Raw genomic sequence first — 17,054 nt, 5'->3', positions numbered from 1 at the left:
CAACCATAACCCGGCCGTCCTCCGCAGCGACACATGAATCCCGAATCTGCCCTTGCACCTCCACCCTCGCCCGAACGCCGCGTGCAGCGCGTGCGCCACGAGCTGCACCGCCGCGACGTCGAAGTGGTGCGCGTGGAGCCCCTCGGCCCGCACTTCGTCTCCGTCACCTTCCATGCGCCATCGCTGGCGGGCTTCCGCTCCGATTCCTTCGACGACCACGTCAAGTTCATGATCGACGGTCCCAGCCCCGATGAGCCGGTGCAGCGCGACTACACGCCCCGCCGCTTCGACGCGGGACGCCGCGAGCTCACCATCGAGTTCGCATTGCACGGCGACGGCCCCGCCGCCGACTGGGCACGCCAGGCGCAGGTGGGCCAGCGCGCCGTCATCGGCGGACCGCGCGGCTCCATGATCATTCCGGTGGACTACGACTGGCATCTGCTGGTGGGCGACGACTCTGCCCTGCCCGCCATCAGCCGCCGGCTCGAGGAGCTGCCTGCAGGCACGCGCGCCATCGTCATCGCGCAAGCCGCCGAACCGGCCGGCCAACGCGAACTGGCCAGCGCCGCCACGGTGCAGGCGCAGTGGGTCGACAGCGGCCAAGCCACGGTGCAGGCGCTGCGCGAGCTCCAGCTGCCCGGCGGCGAAGGCTATGCCTGGTGCGCCGGCGAGGCGGCGGTGATGGCCCAGCTGCGCAACGTGCTGCTGGCCGAGAAGCGACATCCCAAGGAGGCGATGAAGGTCGCCGTGTACTGGAAGCCCGGCGCCTCGGACTTCCACGAGACGCTGGAAGCCTGAGTCAGGCCGCCTCGGCCTGCGCCGGCAGCGCTTGCGTGGTGACCTCGAAGCGCGCGAGCTTGTGCGCGCCAAAGGCCATGGTGATCGGCACGTCCGCCGCGTCCCGCCCGCGCGCGATGGGAATGCGCCCGATGCGCGGCATGTTGTGGCGCGCATCGAATGCATGCCAGCGCTGCCCCAGCCACACCTCGAACCAGGCGGAGAAATCCATCGGGTACGGCGCCGGCGGCACGCCGATGTCGCCCAGGTAGCCCGTGACGTAGCGCGCCGGTATGTTCATGCAGCGGCACAGCGTGATGGCCAGGTGCGTGAAGTCGCGGCACACGCCGACCCGTTCGCGGAAGGCCCCGAGTGCGCCGCGCGTGGCGCTGGCGCACCGGTAGTCGAAGCGCAGGTGCTGGTTCGCAAAACCGCAGATCGCGCTCACCCGGGGCCAGCCCGGCGCCGTTCGGCCGAAGCGTTCCCAAGCGAAGGGCATCAGTTCGCTGTCGACCTCGCAATAGCGGCTGGGCAGCAGAAAGCGCAAGGTGTCCACCGGCAGGTCGCCCAGCCCCCATTGGACGGCGCCCGGGTCCTGTACGTCGGGCAGGCCGGAGTCCCGCACCACCGCGTCGTTGCGCAGGCGCACGCGCTTCACGCCTGCGTCGACATGCACGCGGGCGCAGTGGTTGTCGAACGCGTCCAGGTAGTGGTCGGTGCGCAAGGGCGGGCTGACGGTGATGTGCTCGCCGCCCTGCACGTCGCCCTCGCGCGAGGGATGGACCTGCAGCATGTAAATCAGCGCGGTGGGAGCAACCGGCGCCTTGAACTCGAGTTCGATGTCGTAGCCGATGCGGATGAGCATGCGCCGATGCTAGGCGGGCGAGTGGTTACTGGCGTGCCACCGCGTCCCCGATCTTGGCGTAGGCCGACGGCCCGACGTGCAAGCGGTGCTGGCTGGCAGGCGCGCTCGTCTATCGCGCCGCGAAGAGCACGCGCACGGCGCCGGGCAGCGAGTTGGCCTGCGGCACGAAGCGATCGACGACCGCGCCGAGCAGCACTGCGCACAGCAGTGCACCCAGCAAGGGCTTCCAGGTCAGTCTGGTAGCGGCAGAGAGCCAGCCTTCGCGCACCACGCGCGCCGCCGTCCGTGCGCCGGCATAGGCAAAAGCCAGCTCGATGGCGACGGCGAGCAGCACGTCGAAGCTGAAGAACAGCAGCATCAGCGAGCCGGCACCAAGCAGCAGGAGCGCTCCGGCCAGAAAGACAGCGACCACCGGCACGACCACGACCGCACCCTCCTCGGCGCTGGCCGCGGCACCCAGCGCATCGCCAGCCACTTCGAGAAACTCGCTATCGCCCGCTTCGGCGGCGACGGAATGCGTGGCCTCTGGCCCGCCGAACTCCCCGGACGCACCGCCGCCGCCGAAGTCCCCGCCCGTGCCCGAGCGCAAGGGCGGCGTTCCGGCCCCGGGCCCGTGGCCCGTCGCTGCGCCCTGCCCTGTCGATCCACCCGGCAGCCAGTCGCCCGGTGCATCGAGGCTGCTGTTGCCATTGGCACGCTCGCCGTCGATCTGCCGCAGCAGCCGATGCGCCCACCAGCGAAGCATGAGCAGGTACGCAAGGTAACCGGCGCCCAGGCTGACCAGGTAGCGCAGCGCCAGCGCGTCGATACCGGCGCGCATCAATAGCGTGGAGACCAGCCAGATCAGCAGCAGCGTCAGGATGCCGATCAGCGCACCGTGCGAGCGCAGGCTGTAGCGCTCGTGCAGGGCGCGCTCGATTCTCGTCTCCCAGAGCCGAATCGAACCCCAGGTGGACAAGGCCTTCATGCAGCGCGGGTGGCGTGCTGCACGCGCCTCAGTCCAGCGCCATCGGCACCCGCCGCGCCACAGCGCACATCAGCTCGTAGCCGATGGTACCGGCGGCCTGCGCCACCTCGTCGATGCCCAGCACGGCGCCGTTGGCCGCGTTGCCCCACAGCGTGACCTCGCTGCCGAAGCCGGCGTCGGGCACCGGCGTCAGGTCCACGGTGATCATGTCCATGCTCACGCGGCCCACCATGCGGGTGCGCACGCCGTTCACCAGCACGGGCGTGCCGGTGCCGGCATGCCGCGGATAGCCGTCGGCATAGCCCACCGCGGCCACGCCGATGCGCATGGGCGCCTCGGCGGTGAAGCGCGAGCCGTAGCCCACCGTGTCGCCGGGCTGCAGCTGCTGGGTGCCGATGATGCGGGTGGCCAGGGTCATGGCCGGCTGCAGCTGCCAGTGCTGCGCATCGTTTTCCGGATAGTCGGGCGCGCCGCCGTACAGCACGACGCCGGGGCGCACCCAGTCGGCGCGCGTACGCGTGGCATGGCGCAGCACGGCGGCGCTGTTGGCCAGCGAGCGCTCACCGGGCAGGTCTTGCGTCACCCGCTCGAAGGTCTGCACGGCCGAGTCGATGCCGCGCGCGCCGTCGGCGTCGCTGAAGTGCGTCATGAGCGAGATTTCCTCGACCTGCGGCAGCGCGTTCAGCCGCGTCCAGGCGGAGCGGAAGCGCTCGGGCGCGAAGCCCAGCCGGTTCATGCCCGAGTTGAGTTTGAGGAAAACCCGGTGCGGCACCTGCGTCTTGTGGGCGGCCAGCATGTCGATCTGCTCGTCGCAATGCACGGCGTGCCATAAATCGAGACGCGAGCACAGCTCCAGGTCGCGCGCCTCGAACACGCCTTCGAGCAGCAGGATGGGGCCGCGCCAGCCCAGCGCGCGCACGCGCTGCGCCTCGTCCAGGTCGAGCATGGCGAACCCGTCGGCCGCGCGAAAGCTCTCGAAGACGTTCTCGATCCCATGCCCGTAGGCATTGGCCTTGACCACCGCCCAGACACGCGACTCGACCGCGGCGCGGCGCGCGCGGTCGAGGTTGTGACGCAGGGCGGCCGAATGGACGGTAGCAAGAATTGGACGTGGCACAGTGAGAAAAGATGCTCGTGGATGAGGGAAGACGCGGTCATTTTGGCACCGTACCCCCATGCTATAACCACGGACCCCTCAATTGAGGGAGAGATCACAACCACCGCCATCCACTTCCGCCAAGAGCCAACCTCTGGCCATCCAGCCCATCGATGAAGCGCGGTTTCTACACCATCATGTCGGCCCAGTTCTTCTCGTCGCTGGCCGACCAAGCGCTTTTCGTTGCGGCCGTCGAACTCCTGCGTAGCGCGGGTGCGGCGGAATGGCAACGTGCCGCGCTGGTGCCGATCTTCGCGGTGTTCTACGTGGCGCTCGCCCCCATAGTGGGCGCCTTTGCCGACGCCCTCCCCAAGGGGCGGGTGATGTTCATCAGCAACGCCATCAAGGTGGCGGGCTGCCTGATGATGCTGTTCGGCTCGCATCCGCTGCTGTCGTACGCCGTGGTGGGCCTGGGCGCCGCAGCCTACTCACCGGCCAAGTACGGCATCCTCACCGAGCTGCTGCCGGCCTCGCAGCTGGTCAAGGCCAACGGCTGGATCGAGGGCCTGACCATCGCCTCGATCATCCTGGGCATCGTGCTGGGCGGCTTGCTGGTGGGGCACCCGGTGTCCAGCCGGCTGCTGGCCTTCGACTTCCCGATGATGGACACCGGCGTCAACACGCCGCCCGAAGCCGCCATCACGGTGCTGATCGCCGTGTACGCGCTGGCCGCCTGGTTCAACACCCGCATTCCGCACACCGGCGTGGAGATGCGGCCGCTGCGCGCCAACCCCGAGCACGGCATGGCGCGCAACCTGCTGGCGCTGCTGCCCGACTTCTGGCACTGCAACGCGCGCCTCTGGCGTGACAAGCTGGGCCAGATCTCGCTGGCCACCACCACCCTGTTCTGGGGCGCCGGCGGCAACCTGAAGTACATCGTGCTGGCCTGGGCTGCGCTGGCGCTGGACTACAACACGGCGCAAGCCTCGGCCCTCACCGGCGTGGTGGCCATCGGCACCGCCATCGGCGCGGTGGCGGCCTCGGTCTACATGCGGCTGGACATGGCCACCGGCGTGATTCCCATGGGCATCGGCATGGGCGTGCTGGTGATCTGCATGAACTTCATCGACAACGTGTGGGTGGCCGTGCCCTTCCTGGTGCTGCTGGGCGGCCTGGGCGGCTTCCTGGTGGTGCCGATGAACGCCCTGCTGCAGCACCGCGGCCACAACCTGATGGGCGCCGGCCGCTCGATCGCGGTGCAGAACTTCAACGAGCAGGCCTGCATCCTGCTGCTGGGCGCCTTCTACAGCGCATGCACGGGCCTCGGACTGTCGGCCTACGCCGCCATCAGCGCCTTCGGGATCGTGGTGGCGGGCTTCATGTGGCTCATCGGGCGATGGCACAAGCGCAACCTGCGCAAGTACTCGGAAGAGGTGGAGCATCTTCTTGCCATTGCCCGCAGCGACAAACATCATTAGCCCATGACCACGGTCTACGACTTCGAAGCGCGCACCATCGACGGCCGCGCGGCGCCGCTCTCGGACTATCGCGGGCGGGTGCTGCTCATCGTCAACACCGCCAGCGCCTGCGGCTTCACGCCGCAGTTCGCCGGGCTGGAGTCGCTGTACAAGCGCTTTGCGGACCAGGGGCTCACGGTGCTGGGCTTTCCAAGCAACCAGTTCGGCGGGCAGGACCCGGGCAGCAACGAGGAGATCGGGGCCTTCTGCACGCGCAACTACGGCGTGAGCTTTCCGATGATGGAGAAGATCGAGGTCAAGGGCAGCGGCGCGGCGCCGCTGTACCAGTGGCTCGTCGACCAGAAGCCCGGGCTGCTCGGCAAGTCCATCAAGTGGAACTTCACCAAGTTCCTGGTGGGCCGCGACGGCCGGGTGCTCAAGCGCTACGCGCCGATGGACAAGCCCGAGTCGCTGGCACGCGATATCGAGGCCGCCCTGGCCGCGAGTTGACGCGCCCGCGGCCAGCGCGCCGTGGCGCCGTTGTCAGAAGCGGAAGTCCACCGTCTTCGGGCCGGTCCCGACGATGACGATTTCCTTCTTGGTCACGCCGCCGCTGGTGGCATGAACGGTGTAGTTGCCGGCGGGCAGGTCGATCAGGCAGACCGGTCCGTTGGCACGGAAGTTCAGCGGCTGCATCTCGGCGGGACCCTGGATGGTGACCTCGATGTCCGCCAGGTAGGCGCCGCCGGGCCGCGCAAACAGCAGGGACAGCGGGTGCTCCTTCATCTGGGCCCGGATGGCGTCGGAATCGTCGGCGCCGACGCCTCCGCAGCGGTAGCGCGAGGCGACGGATGCATTGGAGGCGGGCACCTCGGACGGCACGATACGCGGGGATACCTTCTCCGCCGGCATGGTCACCGGCGGCGCGGGCTGCGCCTGGACGGCTGCGGCAGCCAGCACGCACAGGGCGGCCGTGGCGCCGCAGCACATGGCGCGCCACACGTCGTCGCGCCGGGCCAAAAGCGTGGAAGAAACCTGCATGGCAACTCCTTCCTGAAGTTCTGTCTACGGGCCATGCTGCGCCCCTCGCGCGCAAAGGCGCGTCGGACCATGCCGGCAATGCCTGTGCGATCAGGCCATCAGGCCGCGCGGCCTGTCCGGGGTCAGGCGGGTGCCAGCGCCGCGTCCAGCAGTTCCACCCAGTGCCGCACCGGCGTGGCGCCGCTGCCGCTTTGCAGGTGGGTGATGCAGCCGATGTTGGCCGAGACGATGGTCCTGGGCTGCAGCTGGTTGAGATGGCCCAGCTTGCGATCGCGCAGCTGATAGGAGAGTTCGGGCTGCAGCACCGAGTAGGTGCCGGCCGAGCCGCAGCACAGGTGCGACTCGCTCTGCGCCACCTGGATGTCGAAGCCCAGCGCGCGCAGGTGCGTCTCCACCCCGCCGCGCAGCTTCTGCCCGTGCTGCAGGGTGCAGGGCGGGTGGTAGGCGACGACGCCGCCGGGCGCCTTCACCCGGCCTTTCAGCGCCGGCACCAGCTCGGGCAGCAGCTCGCTCAGGTCGCGCGTCAGGTCGCTGATGCGCGCCGCCTTGGCGGCGTAGGCCGCGTCGTCCTTGAGCGTGTGGCCGTATTCGCGCACCGTCACGCCGCAGCCCGAGGCGTTCATCACCAGCGCCTCGACCTCGCCGCTTTCCACCAGCGGCCACCAGGCGTCGATGTTGGCGCGCATCTGCGCCTTGCCGCCTTCCTGGTCGTTCAGGTGGAACTTCACGGCGCCGCAGCAGCCGGCCTGGGGCGCCACCACGCCCTGGATGCCGGCGGCATCCAGCACGCGCGCGGTGGCGCTGTTGATGTTGGGCGCCATCGACGGCTGCACGCAGCCGGCCAGCAGCAGCACCTTGCGCGCATGGGTGCGCGTGGGCCAGCGGCCGGCGTCCTGGCGCGGCGGCACCTTGGCCTTGAGCTTTTCGGGCAGCAGGCCACGCACCGTCTGACCCAGCGCCATGGCGGGGCCGAACAGCGGCGACGGCAGGCCCTCCTTGAGCGCCCAGCGCAAGGCCCCCTGCCCTGCGGGCCGCGGCACCTTGGCATCGACCACCTTGCGGCCGATATCCACCAGGTGCCCGTACTGCACGCCCGAGGGGCAGGTGCTTTCGCAGTTGCGGCAGGTCAGGCACCGGTCCAGGTGCAGCTGCGTGGCGCGCGTGGGTTCCTTGCCCTCCAGCACCTGCTTGATCAGGTAGATGCGGCCGCGCGGGCCGTCCAGCTCGTCGCCGAGCAGCTGGTAGGTCGGGCAGGTGGCGGTGCAGAAGCCGCAGTGCACGCACTTGCGCAGGATGGCTTCGGCCTCCTGGCCTTCGGGCGTGCCCTGGAATTCGGGGGCGAGTTCTGTTTGCATCGAGGAGCGCTTCTCTTCTCTTTTTACAGATCGGCGTAGAGCCGGCCGCGGTTGAAGATGCCGTGCGGGTCGAACTCGCGCTTGAGCGCCGCGTGGATCTTGTGCAGCGCCGGGCTCAGGCGGTCGAAGGTTTCGACGCTACCGGCCTTCGCGCCTTCGCCGGCTGCCGCGCGCCGGAACAGGGTGGCATGCCCGCCCGCGGCACGCGCCGCCGCCCGCACGCTATCGGCCTGGCCGGGCGGCAGCGCGTACCAGCGCTGGCCGCCATGCCATTCGACCAACGGCGCCTGGGCACCGGCGATGGAAAGCACCGGCGCCGTCTGCGGCACCGACACGCGCCACAGATCCTGCCCGCTGCTGCCGAGCTCGGCGAAGAAGGGAATGGCCTGGTCGCGCACCGCCGTCCAGCTCGCGGCGGATTCGTCCGCGTCGGCGCGCTCGCCGCCCAGATGCCGGCATGCCGCCTCGACGGCCGCCTGGGCGCCGCGCAGGCGCAGGTAGAGCCAGCCCTGGCCGCCCTGCGCCATCCAGCAGCTGGCGTTGAGCGGCAGCGGCTGGCCGCCCCACTCGTTCAGCAGGCGCAGCGCATCGGCCTGGCTGCACTCGAAGGCCAGGGTGGCTTCGGCCGGCGCCACCGGCAGCACCTTGAGGCTGAGCTCGGCGATCACGCCCAGCACGCCCAGCGAGCCGGCCAGCACGCGCGAGACGTCGTAGCCGGCCACGTTCTTCATCACCTGGCCGCCGAAGGTGAGCAGCTCGCCGCGACCGTTGACCAGGCTGGCGCCCAGCACGAAGTCGCGCACCGAGCCCACGCTGGCGCGCGACGGGCCGGCCAGGCCGGCGGCCACCATGCCACCGACGGTTCCGGTTGCGCCGCCGCCAAAGCGCGGCGGCTCGAAGGCCAGGCACTGGCCTTGCTGCGCCAGCACCGCTTCCAGTTCGGCCAGCGGCGTGCCGGCGCGCACCGTCACCACCAGTTCGCTGGGCTCGTAGCTGCTGATGCCGCTGTGGCCGCGCATGTCCAGCAGTTCGCCCGTGGGCGCGCCGCCATAGAAGTCCTTGCTGCCGCCGCCGCGGATGCAAAGCAGTGTGCCGCTCGCGCCGGCCGCGCGGATGCGTTCGATGATCTCGTCGAGTGCTGCCATCGCAAAAATGATCAAAAACGCGGAAGTTCGGGGTGCGGCAGCCGCCCGCCGCGCACCAGCTGCTTGCCGTACTCGGCGCAGCGCGAGAGCGTGGGGATCACCTTGCCCGGGTTGAGCGTGCCCTTCGGGTCGAAGGCGCGCTTGACGCCGAACATCTGCTCGTTTTCCTCGGCACTGAACTGCACGCACATGCTGTTGAGCTTTTCCACGCCCACGCCATGCTCGCCCGACACGGTGCCGCCCATGGCGACGCTGGTCTCGAGGATGTCGGCGCCGAACAGTTCGCAGCGGTGCAGCTCGTCCGGGTCGTTGGCATCGAACAGCACCAGCGGATGAAGGTTGCCGTCGCCGGCGTGGAACACGTTGCAGCAGCGCAGGTTGTATTTCTTTTCCATCTGCTGGATGGCCAGCAGGATGTCCGCGAGGCGCTTGCGCGGAATGGTCGAGTCCAGGCACATGTAGTCGGGGCTGATGCGCCCCGAGGCCGGAAAGGCGTTCTTGCGCCCGCTCCAGAACTTCAGGCGCTCGGCCTCGTCCTGGCTCACGGTGATGGCGGTGGCGCCCGAGTTGCGCAGCACCTCGCTCATGCGCTGGATCTCTTCCTCCACCTCTTCGGGCGTGCCGTCCGATTCGCACAGCAGGATGGCCTCGGCCGTGAGGTCGTAGCCCGCGTGCACGAAGTCTTCCACCGCCGCCGTCATCGGCTTGTCCATCATCTCCAGGCCGGCGGGAATGATGCCGGCCGCGATTACCGCCGCCACTGCATCGCCGGCCTTTCGCACGTCGTCGAAGCTGGCCATGATGCAGCGCGCCAGCTGCGGCTTGGGCACCAGCTTGACGGTGACTTCGACCGTGACGGCCAGCATGCCTTCGCTGCCGATGACCAGCGCCAGCAAGTCCAGGCCCGCATTGTCCAGCGCCTCGCCGCCGAACTCCACCGGCTCACCTTCCGCATTGAAGCCGCGCACGCGCAGCACGTTGTGCAGCGTCAGGCCGTACTTCAGGCAATGCACGCCGCCGGAGTTCTCGGCCACGTTGCCGCCGATGGTGCAGGCGATCTGGCTCGACGGATCGGGCGCGTAGTACAGGCCGTAGGGCGCGGCCGCCTCGCTGATGGCCAGGTTGCGCACGCCGCACTGCACGACGGCCGTGCGGCTCACCGGATCGATCTTCACGATGTTGTTGAACTTGGCCAGCGACATGGTCACGCCCATCGCGTTGGGCATGGCGCCGCCCGACAGGCCCGTGCCCGCGCCGCGCGCCACCACCGGCACGTTCAGGCCATGGCAGGTACGCAGCACGGCGGCCACCTGCGCCTCGTTCTCGGGCAGGGCCACCACCAGCGGCCGCGTGCGGTAGGCGGTGAGGCCGTCGCACTCGTAGGGCACCGTGTCCTCGGACTGCCACAGCAGGGCGTGCGCAGGCAGCACCGCCTGCAGCGCGTGCACCACCTGGGCCTGGCGGTCTGCACGCGACAGGGCGCCTTCCTGGCTGGAAGAAAGCGGAGCGTTCATCGCGGTCTCCTTCTTCTATTCGTCACAGCCCGGCATCGCGGCCGGGCTTTTTTCCATCAGTGCACCACCATCAGGTGGAAGGGCCACACGTAGGCCTGCAGCGTCACCAGAATGCCCACCAGCGCCGCCAGCGCGATCGAGTGGAAGAACACATAGCGCAGGATGTCGCCTTCGTGGTTGAACCAGCGCGTGGCGGTGGAGGCCACCACGATCGATTGTGCGTCGATCATCTTGCCCATCACGCCGCCAGAGCTGTTGGCCGCGCCCATCAGGTTGGCCGACAGGCCCAGCTGTTCGGCCGCCACCTTCTGCATGCCGCCGAACAGCACGTTGGACGAGGTGTCCGAGCCGGTCAGCGCAACGCCGATCCAGCCCATGAGCGTGCCGAAGAATGGATACAGCACGCCGGTGTTGGCAAAGGCCAGGCCCAGCGTGGTGTCGGTGCCCGAATAGCGGGTGAGCGTGCCCAGCGCGAGCATGAGCACGATGGTGAGCAGCGAGTACTTCACCAGCCACAGCGTCTTGAAGAAGGTGCGCACGATGGCCACCGGGCTGTACTTCATGAAGAAGGCGCTGAGCACCGCCGCCAGCAGGATGCCGGTACCGGTGGCCGAGAGCAGGTTCACCGTGTAGACGGCGGCCTCCGGGTGCGGCGTGGGCACCACGGGCGGCACCTTCATGATGAGGTTGTGCAGGCCCACGATGGGGAAGCTGGGCGCGAACAGGCTGTTGAGCCAGGCCTTGACCGGCGGCAGGCCCCAGATGAACACGCACACCGACAGGATGGCCCAGGGCGTCCAGGCGCGCACCAGCTCGGCGGTGCCGTGCTTCGTGACCTTGCCGGTGGGCTTGGCTTCGGCGGCACTCGGGTCATGGTTGCGCAGCGAAGGCGAGGTCCAGATCGTCTTGGGGTGCCAGACCTTGAGGAAGGCCACCAGGCAGGCCATGGAGACGATGGCGGCAATGATGTCCACGAGTTCCGGGCCCATGAAGTTGGACACCAGGAACTGCGGCACCGCGAAGGACACGCCGGCCACCAGAATGGCGGGCCAGATCTCCCACATGCCCTTTCGGCCGGCAAAAGCCCAGATCAGCCAGAACGGCACCAGCACCGAGAAGAACGGCAGCTGGCGGCCGATCATGGCCGTGACTTCCATCAGGTCGTAGCCGTGCACCTTGGCCAGCGTGATCACCGGCGTGCCCAGCGCGCCGAAGGCCACCGGCGCGGTGTTGGCGATGAGCGAGAGGCCCGAGGCCGCCAGCGGCGAGAAGCCCAGGCCGATGAGGATGGCCGCGGTCACGGCCACCGGCGTGCCGAAGCCCGCCGCGCCCTCGAAGAAGGCGCCGAAGCAGAAGGCGATGAGCAGCAGCTGGATGCGCCGGTCTTCGGTGATGCCCGAGAGCGAATCCTGCAGCACCTTGAAGCTGCCGTTCTGCTCGGTGAGCTGGTGCAGGAAGATGATGTTCAGCACGATCCAGCCGATGGGCAGCAGGCCGGTGAGACCGCCCAGGAAGGCTGCGCGGCCCGCCATGTCGGCCGGCATGCCGTAGGCGAAGATGGCCACCAGAAGCGCCGCGATGAGGCCCATGCCCGCGGCGATGTGCGCCTTGATGTGAAAGAACCCCAGCGCCGCCAGCATCACCACCACAGGGATGGCGGCCAGTGCCGTGGAGATGATCATGTTGCCGAAGGGGTCGTAGATCTGCTGCCACGTCATGGGCGAGGTCTCCGTTTGTTGGTGTTGAGTTGGTCGGAAAAACGGGCCCTGCAGGGCCCGGCCAGCGAATGTACGGGCGCCACCGTACGCCTGTTTTGAAGAAATTTCAGGCGGGCTTTGAGATTTCTTGGCTGGCCGGCACGCCCGCGCCCTGGACCAGCCAGTCGACGAAGGCCGCGCATTCCCAGCGCTCCATCGTCCCGGGCTTCCAGCAGATGTAGTTGGCGTTGGGCGAAGGCACCGAGCGCGTCGACAGGCGCAGCAGGCGGCCGCTGTCGAACCAGGCCGCGCCCATGTCCAGCCGCACCAGCGCCACGCCGAAGCCGGCCGCGGCGGCGTCGTACACCAGGCCCAGGTCGTTGCACTGCGCGCCCGAGTCGGGCTCGGGCAGCGACAGGCCGCAGGCCGAGAACCAGGTGCTCCAGGGTTCCAGCGGGCTGCGCACGAAGCGGGCCTGGCTGACCTCGGCCAGCGTCCGGAAGCCGGTGAAGGGCCCGTTTTCCGCCAGGTAGCCAGGGCTGCAGGCGGGTGTGACCTCGCCGGTGGCGGCCAGGCGGTACTCGCGGTCGGTGTAGCCGCCGGGGCCGAAGCGCACCTCCAGGTCGGCGTCCTCGCCGATCACGTCCAAGAGCGGAATGGACACCTGCAGCGTCAGCTCCACCTCGGGATAGGCGGTGCGGAAAGTTTCCAGCCGGGGCAGCACGTGGGTGCGGGCGAAGGTGGGCGTGAGGGCCACCTTCAGCCGGGTCGGCGGCTCGCCGTCCCGGCGCACCGGCAGGTGCTGCAGTGCGCCCAGTCCGGTGCGCACCTGCGCGAGGTAGGCAGCGCCTTCGGCGGTGAGCGCGAAGTCGCTGCGCGCAAAAAGTCTGAACCCGATGTGCGCCTCCAGCTGGCGCACCCGGTGGCTGACTGCGCTGACCGTCACGCACAGCTCGTCCGCCGTGCGCGTTGCGCTGCGCAGGCGCGCCAGCGTCTCGAAGGTCACCAGGCACTGGATCGGTGGAATGGCGCGGAAGGACATCGTCGGGCGCGGCGGACTGGTTCAGTCGTCGAAGAAGTTCACCGGCAGGCCCGGCGAGTCGACGCGGGTGTGCAGCACGCTGCCGGAATCGGGCAGCCGGGCCAGTTCGGCGCTGCCGCGGCCGTGGCGCCCGGTGGTGACGAAGAGCGTGCGCAGGTCGTCACCGCCGAAGCAGGGCATGGTGGGGCACTGCGCGGGCACCGGCAGGGCCTGCAGCGGCGTGCCACCTGCATCCAGGCACAGCACCTGCCCGCCTTCGTACATTGCCACCCAGTAGCGGCCCTGCGCATCGACGCTGGCGCCATCGGGCCGGCCGCCATAGCCCTCGGGCCGATCGGCGCTCCAGCCCTCGGGCTTGCCGGCAAAGCGGTGGAACACGCGCTCGTTCGACAGCAGGTTGGCTTGCGGCTCCCAGTTCCAGGCACGCACCGTGTGCGTGGGGGTGTCGGCCCAGTACATGGAGCGGGCATCAGGCGCAAACGCCAGGCCGTTGGCGGTGGTGGCGCCCTCGGCCATCACCTCCAGCCGGGGCTCGCGCCCGCTGCGCGCGTCCAGGCAGTAGAGCCTGGCGCTGGCCGCGTCCTTCGCTTCGTTGATGGTGCCGGCCCACAGGCGCCCAAGCGGGTCGCACTTGCCGTCGTTGAAGCGCATGGTGCGCACGTCGTGCGCCACCCGCGCCATGGGTTGCAGCGCGCCGCCCCACTCGCGCGCACGGTAGATGCCGTCGCGCAGCGCGATCACCAGGCCGCCGCTGCGCGCGGGGGCCATGCACCCCGGCTCGGTGGGCAGCAGCCAGCGTTCCACGGTGCCGCCGGCCAGCTCGCCGCGGGTGCGCAGCACGGCGCGCCCGGGAATGTCGAGCCAATAGAGCGAGCGCTCATCAGGGTGCCAGAAGGGGGACTCGCCCAGCTCCGACTGGGAGTTCGCAAGGGTTTGCCACATGCGCCTATTGTGCGCGGGCCGGTGCAACGCCTGTTCTGCTGCCTCTAAGTCACTTGCTGCTGCAGCACGTGCGCGTTGCGGCGCATTTCGGCTGAATCGAGATGACAACCTCTGGGTACTGTTGGGGCCCCGGGGAACTGCTTGCAATCACCTCCGACCTCAATGGGATCGGATCGCTTGCTCGCAAAGTCCTGATCAGCTCGGTGACGGCGGCGACCCTGGCACTGACCAGTTCAGCATGCGCTGTATTGCCCTTGATCGAACGTGCGTACACGCTGATGTCGGCAATGCCAATATGGCCATCGCGGAGTCCTACATACCAGTCCGTCACAGAGAGAATCTGGGACGCTTGCAAAGCTCTGCTTTGGCCGGCAAACGAGACTTCCTTGCTGCCGGCGATGCTGCAGGCACTGGCCCCATGCGCCGCGCTGAGCGCAAAGACCAGAAACACGATGTCGCAAACCCTCATCTTTCAGCTCCCATGATGTAGCCAACGATGCTGTCGGCATTGGCACGGGCAATCTGAAAGTCGCCTGTTGAATGAAGCATTTCCTTCGCCTTTCTCATGCCGTACCAGTCATCCGTGGAGTTGAAGACATCGGCGAAATGCGTCGCCTCATGTATCAGGGTTTGAAGCTGCGAATCGTTATCGTAGAAGCGGTGCGTACCGTGAATCCGTGTCGTGCGCCGGAGCCCGCAGAACAATGAAAGGATCGCGATGGTCCGAGTCTTGGTGTCTGGCTTGCAAACCTGGGCGACGACGCCCTGGCGATCGGGCGCCGGGTTGACACAGCCCACGTGCTCATGCGTCGTGGGTGACCAGCGGACGAAATTCTTCGGTTGAAGCCCGCGTAGAACATGCTCGAGCGACTGGATGCCAGTCGCGAGGTAAGGCCGCAGGTCGCTCAGGTGCGCCGTGCGACGGCCCAAGCCAGGATCGCCGAACCACTCAAGTATCCGGTCCTTGGCCAACTGATCCCATCGCTCCAGTTCCCCAAGGCGAAGACCAATGAGTTCGACGGCTTCATCACGCAGTTCCATCATGCGCTGAGCAAACGTCTCGTTCGTCATGTTGGGGCAGATGTTTTCGGTCTGTAGCGACGTTGCAGCCGGGTACTTCACTTGCTCGTCAACGACCTTGCTTGCCACCAGGTGCTGGTCAATCCCCGGCTTCCACAGCGGGATGCCAGATTTGCCGCCGAAATCTCCGTCGTCGAAGGACGAGTTGCTTTGCAGCGTGGAGACAAGGGGCTGCGGTTCGGGGCATTGGCAGACGCACAAGTCGCCTTCAAGCGCCACCTCGGTGATATACCCAATACGCCTGGGGCCACCGGCCTTGGCGATGATTCCTATGCTGCCGCACGCCTCGCAACGGACACGACCACCAATGATGGCGACCTGATGCCCCATGATCTTCATCGTGAATGGCGGCGTGTACGGCAGGATGCGCCCACCGCGCGCGGGTGGATCGCCCACCACGAGCTGTCTTCGTTGCATGTCGTTCTACTCCCTGAAAAGGGGACGACTCTGTCACGAACGATCCGCGCAATGCCGTCGTCGCCGGCCCTCGTGCGCCACTCAGTCGGGCGAAGCGCGAAAAAATGCCCGCCGGAGCCGAAGCTCGGGCGGGCGAACATCCAAGGGAGACTTGCAGTGATTGCTCTGTGGCCGGCCCGCGGCGGTGGTCTCCGCGGGCCGTGAAATCCGCTCAGCGGTTGTAGGCGGTCTCGCCGTGCGAGGAGATGTCGAGGCCTTCGCGCTCTTCCTCTTCGCTCACACGCAGGCCGATGGTGAGGTCGGCGATCTTGAAGGCGATGAAGGCCACGACGCCCGACCACACGATGGTCAGCAGCACGCCCTTGAGCTGGATCCAGACCTGGTCGAGGATGCCGTTGGACGTCACCGCCACCGTGACCCAGTCGCCCACCAGGCCGGGACCGCCCAGCGCCTGGGTGTTGAACACGCCGGTGAGCAGCGCACCGACGATGCCGCCGACGCCGTGCACGCCGAACACATCCAGCGAGTCGTCGGCACCCAGCAGGCGCTTGAGGCCGTTGACGCCCCACAGGCAGGCGAAGCCGGCGACGAATCCGATGACGATGGCGCCCATCAGGCCCACGTTGCCGGCGGCCGGCGTGATGGCCACCAGGCCGGCGACGGCACCGGATGCAGCACCCAGCATCGAGGCCTTGCCGCGCATCAGCGCTTCACCGATGCACCAGGCCAGCACGGCGGCGGCGGTGGCGGAGAAGGTGTTCATGAAGGCCAGCGTGGCGCTGGTGCCCGCTTCGAGCGCGGAGCCGGCGTTGAAGCCGAACCAGCCCACCCACAGGAGCGAGGCGCCCACCATGGTCAGCGTCAGCGAGTGCGGGGTGAAGGCTTCCTTGCCGTAGCCGATGCGCTTGCCCACCAGGAAGGCACCCACCAGGCCGGCGACGGCGGCGTTGATGTGCACCACGGTGCCGCCTGCGAAGTCCAGCGCACCCCATTGCCAGATCAGGCCGGCCTTGGCGTTCATCGCGTCGACCACGTCCTTGCTGGCGTAGGCGTCCGGCCCCATCCAGAACCAGACCATGTGGGCCAGCGGCGCATAGCTGAAGGTGAACCAGATCGCCATGAACAGCAGCACGGCGGAGAACTTGATGCGCTCGGCGAAGGCGCCCACGATCAGGCAGCAGGTGATGCCGGCGAAGGTGGCCTGGAAGGCGGCGAACAGCAGCTCGGGGATGTACACGCCCTTGCTGAAGGTGGCGCCGGGCGCGAAGGTGCCGGTGCTCGCATCGAAGATGCCCTTCATGAACAGGCGATCGAAGCCGCCGATGAAGGCATTGCCCTCGGTGAACGCCAGGCTGTAGCCGTAGACGAGCCACAGCACCACGATCATCGAGAAGGTGACCATGACCTGCATGAGCACCGACAGCATGTTCTTGCTGCGCACCAGGCCGCCGTAGAACAACGCCAGGCCGGGGACGGTCATCATGATCACCAGCAGCGTGGAGACCAGCATCCAGGAGACGTCGCCCTTGTCGAACTTGGGCGCGGGCGCGGCGGCGGCAGGGGCGGCTTCCGCGGCAGCGGGTGCGGCAGGCGCTGCTGCTGCAGGTGCGGCCGGGGCTGCAGGCGCTGCCGCAGCAGGTGCCTCGGCAGCGGCGGGCG

At 68.3% G+C, this 17,054-nt stretch carries 16 protein-coding genes; 3 read left to right on the top strand and 13 right to left on the bottom strand.

The genetic code is table 11. From position 1 onward, the window contains the following. Positions 1-33 precede the first annotated feature (33 nt). Positions 34-798: a siderophore-interacting protein gene (locus VSO01S_RS13515; RefSeq protein ID WP_068643210.1), complete on the top strand. Its 765-nt coding sequence runs from the start codon at positions 34-36 to the stop codon at positions 796-798. A 1-nt stretch (position 799) separates the two neighbouring features. Here the strand turns inward: VSO01S_RS13515 and VSO01S_RS13510 are convergent, their stop codons facing one another. From VSO01S_RS13510 to alr, 3 genes are all read right to left on the bottom strand, one after another. Beyond that, positions 800-1,642 (bottom strand): transglutaminase-like domain-containing protein, encoded by an 843-nt coding sequence (locus VSO01S_RS13510; RefSeq protein WP_068643209.1) that lies wholly within the window; start codon positions 1,640-1,642, stop codon positions 800-802. Positions 1,643-1,751: 109 nt separating this feature from the next. After that, on the bottom strand, positions 1,752-2,609 hold the full coding sequence (locus VSO01S_RS13505; RefSeq protein ID WP_068643207.1) for a hypothetical protein: 858 nt from the start codon (positions 2,607-2,609) through the stop codon (positions 1,752-1,754). 28 nt (positions 2,610-2,637) lie between these two features. Next, entirely contained in the window at positions 2,638-3,726 is a 1,089-nt protein-coding gene (gene alr, locus VSO01S_RS13500) for an alanine racemase (RefSeq protein WP_068643205.1), read from the bottom strand. A 152-nt stretch (positions 3,727-3,878) separates the two neighbouring features. Between alr and lplT the strand changes: the two genes are divergently transcribed. Together lplT and VSO01S_RS13490 are read left to right on the top strand one after the other, a co-directional pair. Beyond that, positions 3,879-5,183: a lysophospholipid transporter LplT gene (gene lplT / locus VSO01S_RS13495; protein ID WP_068643203.1), complete on the top strand. Its 1,305-nt coding sequence runs from the start codon at positions 3,879-3,881 to the stop codon at positions 5,181-5,183. A 3-nt stretch (positions 5,184-5,186) separates the two neighbouring features. Continuing rightward, positions 5,187-5,672 carry a glutathione peroxidase gene (locus VSO01S_RS13490; RefSeq protein WP_068643201.1) on the top strand — a complete coding sequence of 162 codons (486 nt, stop codon included), beginning with the start codon at positions 5,187-5,189 and terminating at the stop codon, positions 5,670-5,672. A 33-nt stretch (positions 5,673-5,705) separates the two neighbouring features. Here the strand turns inward: VSO01S_RS13490 and VSO01S_RS13485 are convergent, their stop codons facing one another. The 10 genes from VSO01S_RS13485 to VSO01S_RS13440 all read right to left on the bottom strand — a co-directional run. Beyond that, the gene (locus VSO01S_RS13485; protein ID WP_068643199.1) at positions 5,706-6,203 is read right to left on the bottom strand and encodes a hypothetical protein; all 498 of its coding nucleotides are present in this window, start codon (positions 6,201-6,203) and stop codon (positions 5,706-5,708) included. A 122-nt stretch (positions 6,204-6,325) separates the two neighbouring features. Further along, positions 6,326-7,558: a glycolate oxidase subunit GlcF gene (gene glcF, locus VSO01S_RS13480; RefSeq protein ID WP_068643197.1), complete on the bottom strand. Its 1,233-nt coding sequence runs from the start codon at positions 7,556-7,558 to the stop codon at positions 6,326-6,328. A gap of 23 nt (positions 7,559-7,581) precedes the next feature. Then, entirely contained in the window at positions 7,582-8,703 is a 1,122-nt protein-coding gene (gene glcE / locus VSO01S_RS13475; RefSeq protein ID WP_068643261.1) for a glycolate oxidase subunit GlcE, read from the bottom strand. Between the two features lie 11 nt (positions 8,704-8,714). Continuing rightward, positions 8,715-10,217 (bottom strand): FAD-linked oxidase C-terminal domain-containing protein, encoded by a 1,503-nt coding sequence (locus VSO01S_RS13470; RefSeq protein ID WP_068643195.1) that lies wholly within the window; start codon positions 10,215-10,217, stop codon positions 8,715-8,717. 56 nt (positions 10,218-10,273) lie between these two features. After that, on the bottom strand, positions 10,274-11,935 hold the full coding sequence (locus VSO01S_RS13465) for an L-lactate permease (RefSeq protein WP_068643194.1): 1,662 nt from the start codon (positions 11,933-11,935) through the stop codon (positions 10,274-10,276). Positions 11,936-12,041: 106 nt separating this feature from the next. After that, positions 12,042-12,956, bottom strand: a complete 915-nt coding sequence (locus VSO01S_RS13460) for a LysR substrate-binding domain-containing protein (protein ID WP_068643193.1) — start codon at positions 12,954-12,956, stop codon at positions 12,042-12,044. A 21-nt stretch (positions 12,957-12,977) separates the two neighbouring features. Further along, positions 12,978-13,898: an SMP-30/gluconolactonase/LRE family protein gene (locus tag VSO01S_RS13455; protein ID WP_068643191.1), complete on the bottom strand. Its 921-nt coding sequence runs from the start codon at positions 13,896-13,898 to the stop codon at positions 12,978-12,980. A 49-nt stretch (positions 13,899-13,947) separates the two neighbouring features. Continuing rightward, on the bottom strand, positions 13,948-14,367 hold the full coding sequence (locus VSO01S_RS13450) for a hypothetical protein (protein ID WP_068643189.1): 420 nt from the start codon (positions 14,365-14,367) through the stop codon (positions 13,948-13,950). Beyond that, entirely contained in the window at positions 14,364-15,395 is a 1,032-nt protein-coding gene (locus VSO01S_RS13445; protein ID WP_084241854.1) for a M35 family metalloendopeptidase, read from the bottom strand. The genes VSO01S_RS13450 and VSO01S_RS13445 overlap by 4 nt, the downstream gene beginning before the upstream one ends. Before the next feature lie 211 nt (positions 15,396-15,606). Next, positions 15,607-17,054 (bottom strand): ammonium transporter (locus VSO01S_RS13440; RefSeq protein ID WP_245684203.1); only part of this gene is annotated, 1,448 nt, incomplete at its 5' end.

The sequence above is a fragment of the Variovorax soli NBRC 106424 genome (assembly GCF_001591385.1).
In the GTDB taxonomy this organism is placed as follows: domain Bacteria; phylum Pseudomonadota; class Gammaproteobacteria; order Burkholderiales; family Burkholderiaceae_C; genus Variovorax; species Variovorax soli.
This window is presented reverse-complemented; position numbering and strand designations above follow the sequence as displayed.

Bases quoted from the DNA above. Each gene is read 5' to 3' on its own strand.
- VSO01S_RS13515 (WP_068643210.1), top strand. From the start codon at position 34: ATGAATCCCGAATCTGCCCTTGCACCTCCACCCTCGCCCGAACGCCGC.
- VSO01S_RS13510 (WP_068643209.1), bottom strand. From the start codon at position 1,642: ATGCTCATCCGCATCGGCTACGACATCGAACTCGAGTTCAAGGCGCCG.
- VSO01S_RS13505 (WP_068643207.1), bottom strand. From the start codon at position 2,609: ATGAAGGCCTTGTCCACCTGGGGTTCGATTCGGCTCTGGGAGACGAGA.
- lplT (WP_068643203.1), top strand. From the start codon at position 3,879: ATGAAGCGCGGTTTCTACACCATCATGTCGGCCCAGTTCTTCTCGTCG.
- VSO01S_RS13490 (WP_068643201.1), top strand. From the start codon at position 5,187: ATGACCACGGTCTACGACTTCGAAGCGCGCACCATCGACGGCCGCGCG.
- VSO01S_RS13485 (WP_068643199.1), bottom strand. From the start codon at position 6,203: ATGCAGGTTTCTTCCACGCTTTTGGCCCGGCGCGACGACGTGTGGCGC.
- glcF (WP_068643197.1), bottom strand. From the start codon at position 7,558: ATGCAAACAGAACTCGCCCCCGAATTCCAGGGCACGCCCGAAGGCCAG.
- glcE (WP_068643261.1), bottom strand. From the start codon at position 8,703: ATGGCAGCACTCGACGAGATCATCGAACGCATCCGCGCGGCCGGCGCG.
- VSO01S_RS13470 (WP_068643195.1), bottom strand. From the start codon at position 10,217: ATGAACGCTCCGCTTTCTTCCAGCCAGGAAGGCGCCCTGTCGCGTGCA.
- VSO01S_RS13465 (WP_068643194.1), bottom strand. From the start codon at position 11,935: ATGACGTGGCAGCAGATCTACGACCCCTTCGGCAACATGATCATCTCC.
- VSO01S_RS13460 (WP_068643193.1), bottom strand. From the start codon at position 12,956: ATGTCCTTCCGCGCCATTCCACCGATCCAGTGCCTGGTGACCTTCGAG.
- VSO01S_RS13455 (WP_068643191.1), bottom strand. From the start codon at position 13,898: ATGTGGCAAACCCTTGCGAACTCCCAGTCGGAGCTGGGCGAGTCCCCC.
- VSO01S_RS13450 (WP_068643189.1), bottom strand. From the start codon at position 14,367: ATGAGGGTTTGCGACATCGTGTTTCTGGTCTTTGCGCTCAGCGCGGCG.
- VSO01S_RS13445 (WP_084241854.1), bottom strand. From the start codon at position 15,395: ATGCAACGAAGACAGCTCGTGGTGGGCGATCCACCCGCGCGCGGTGGG.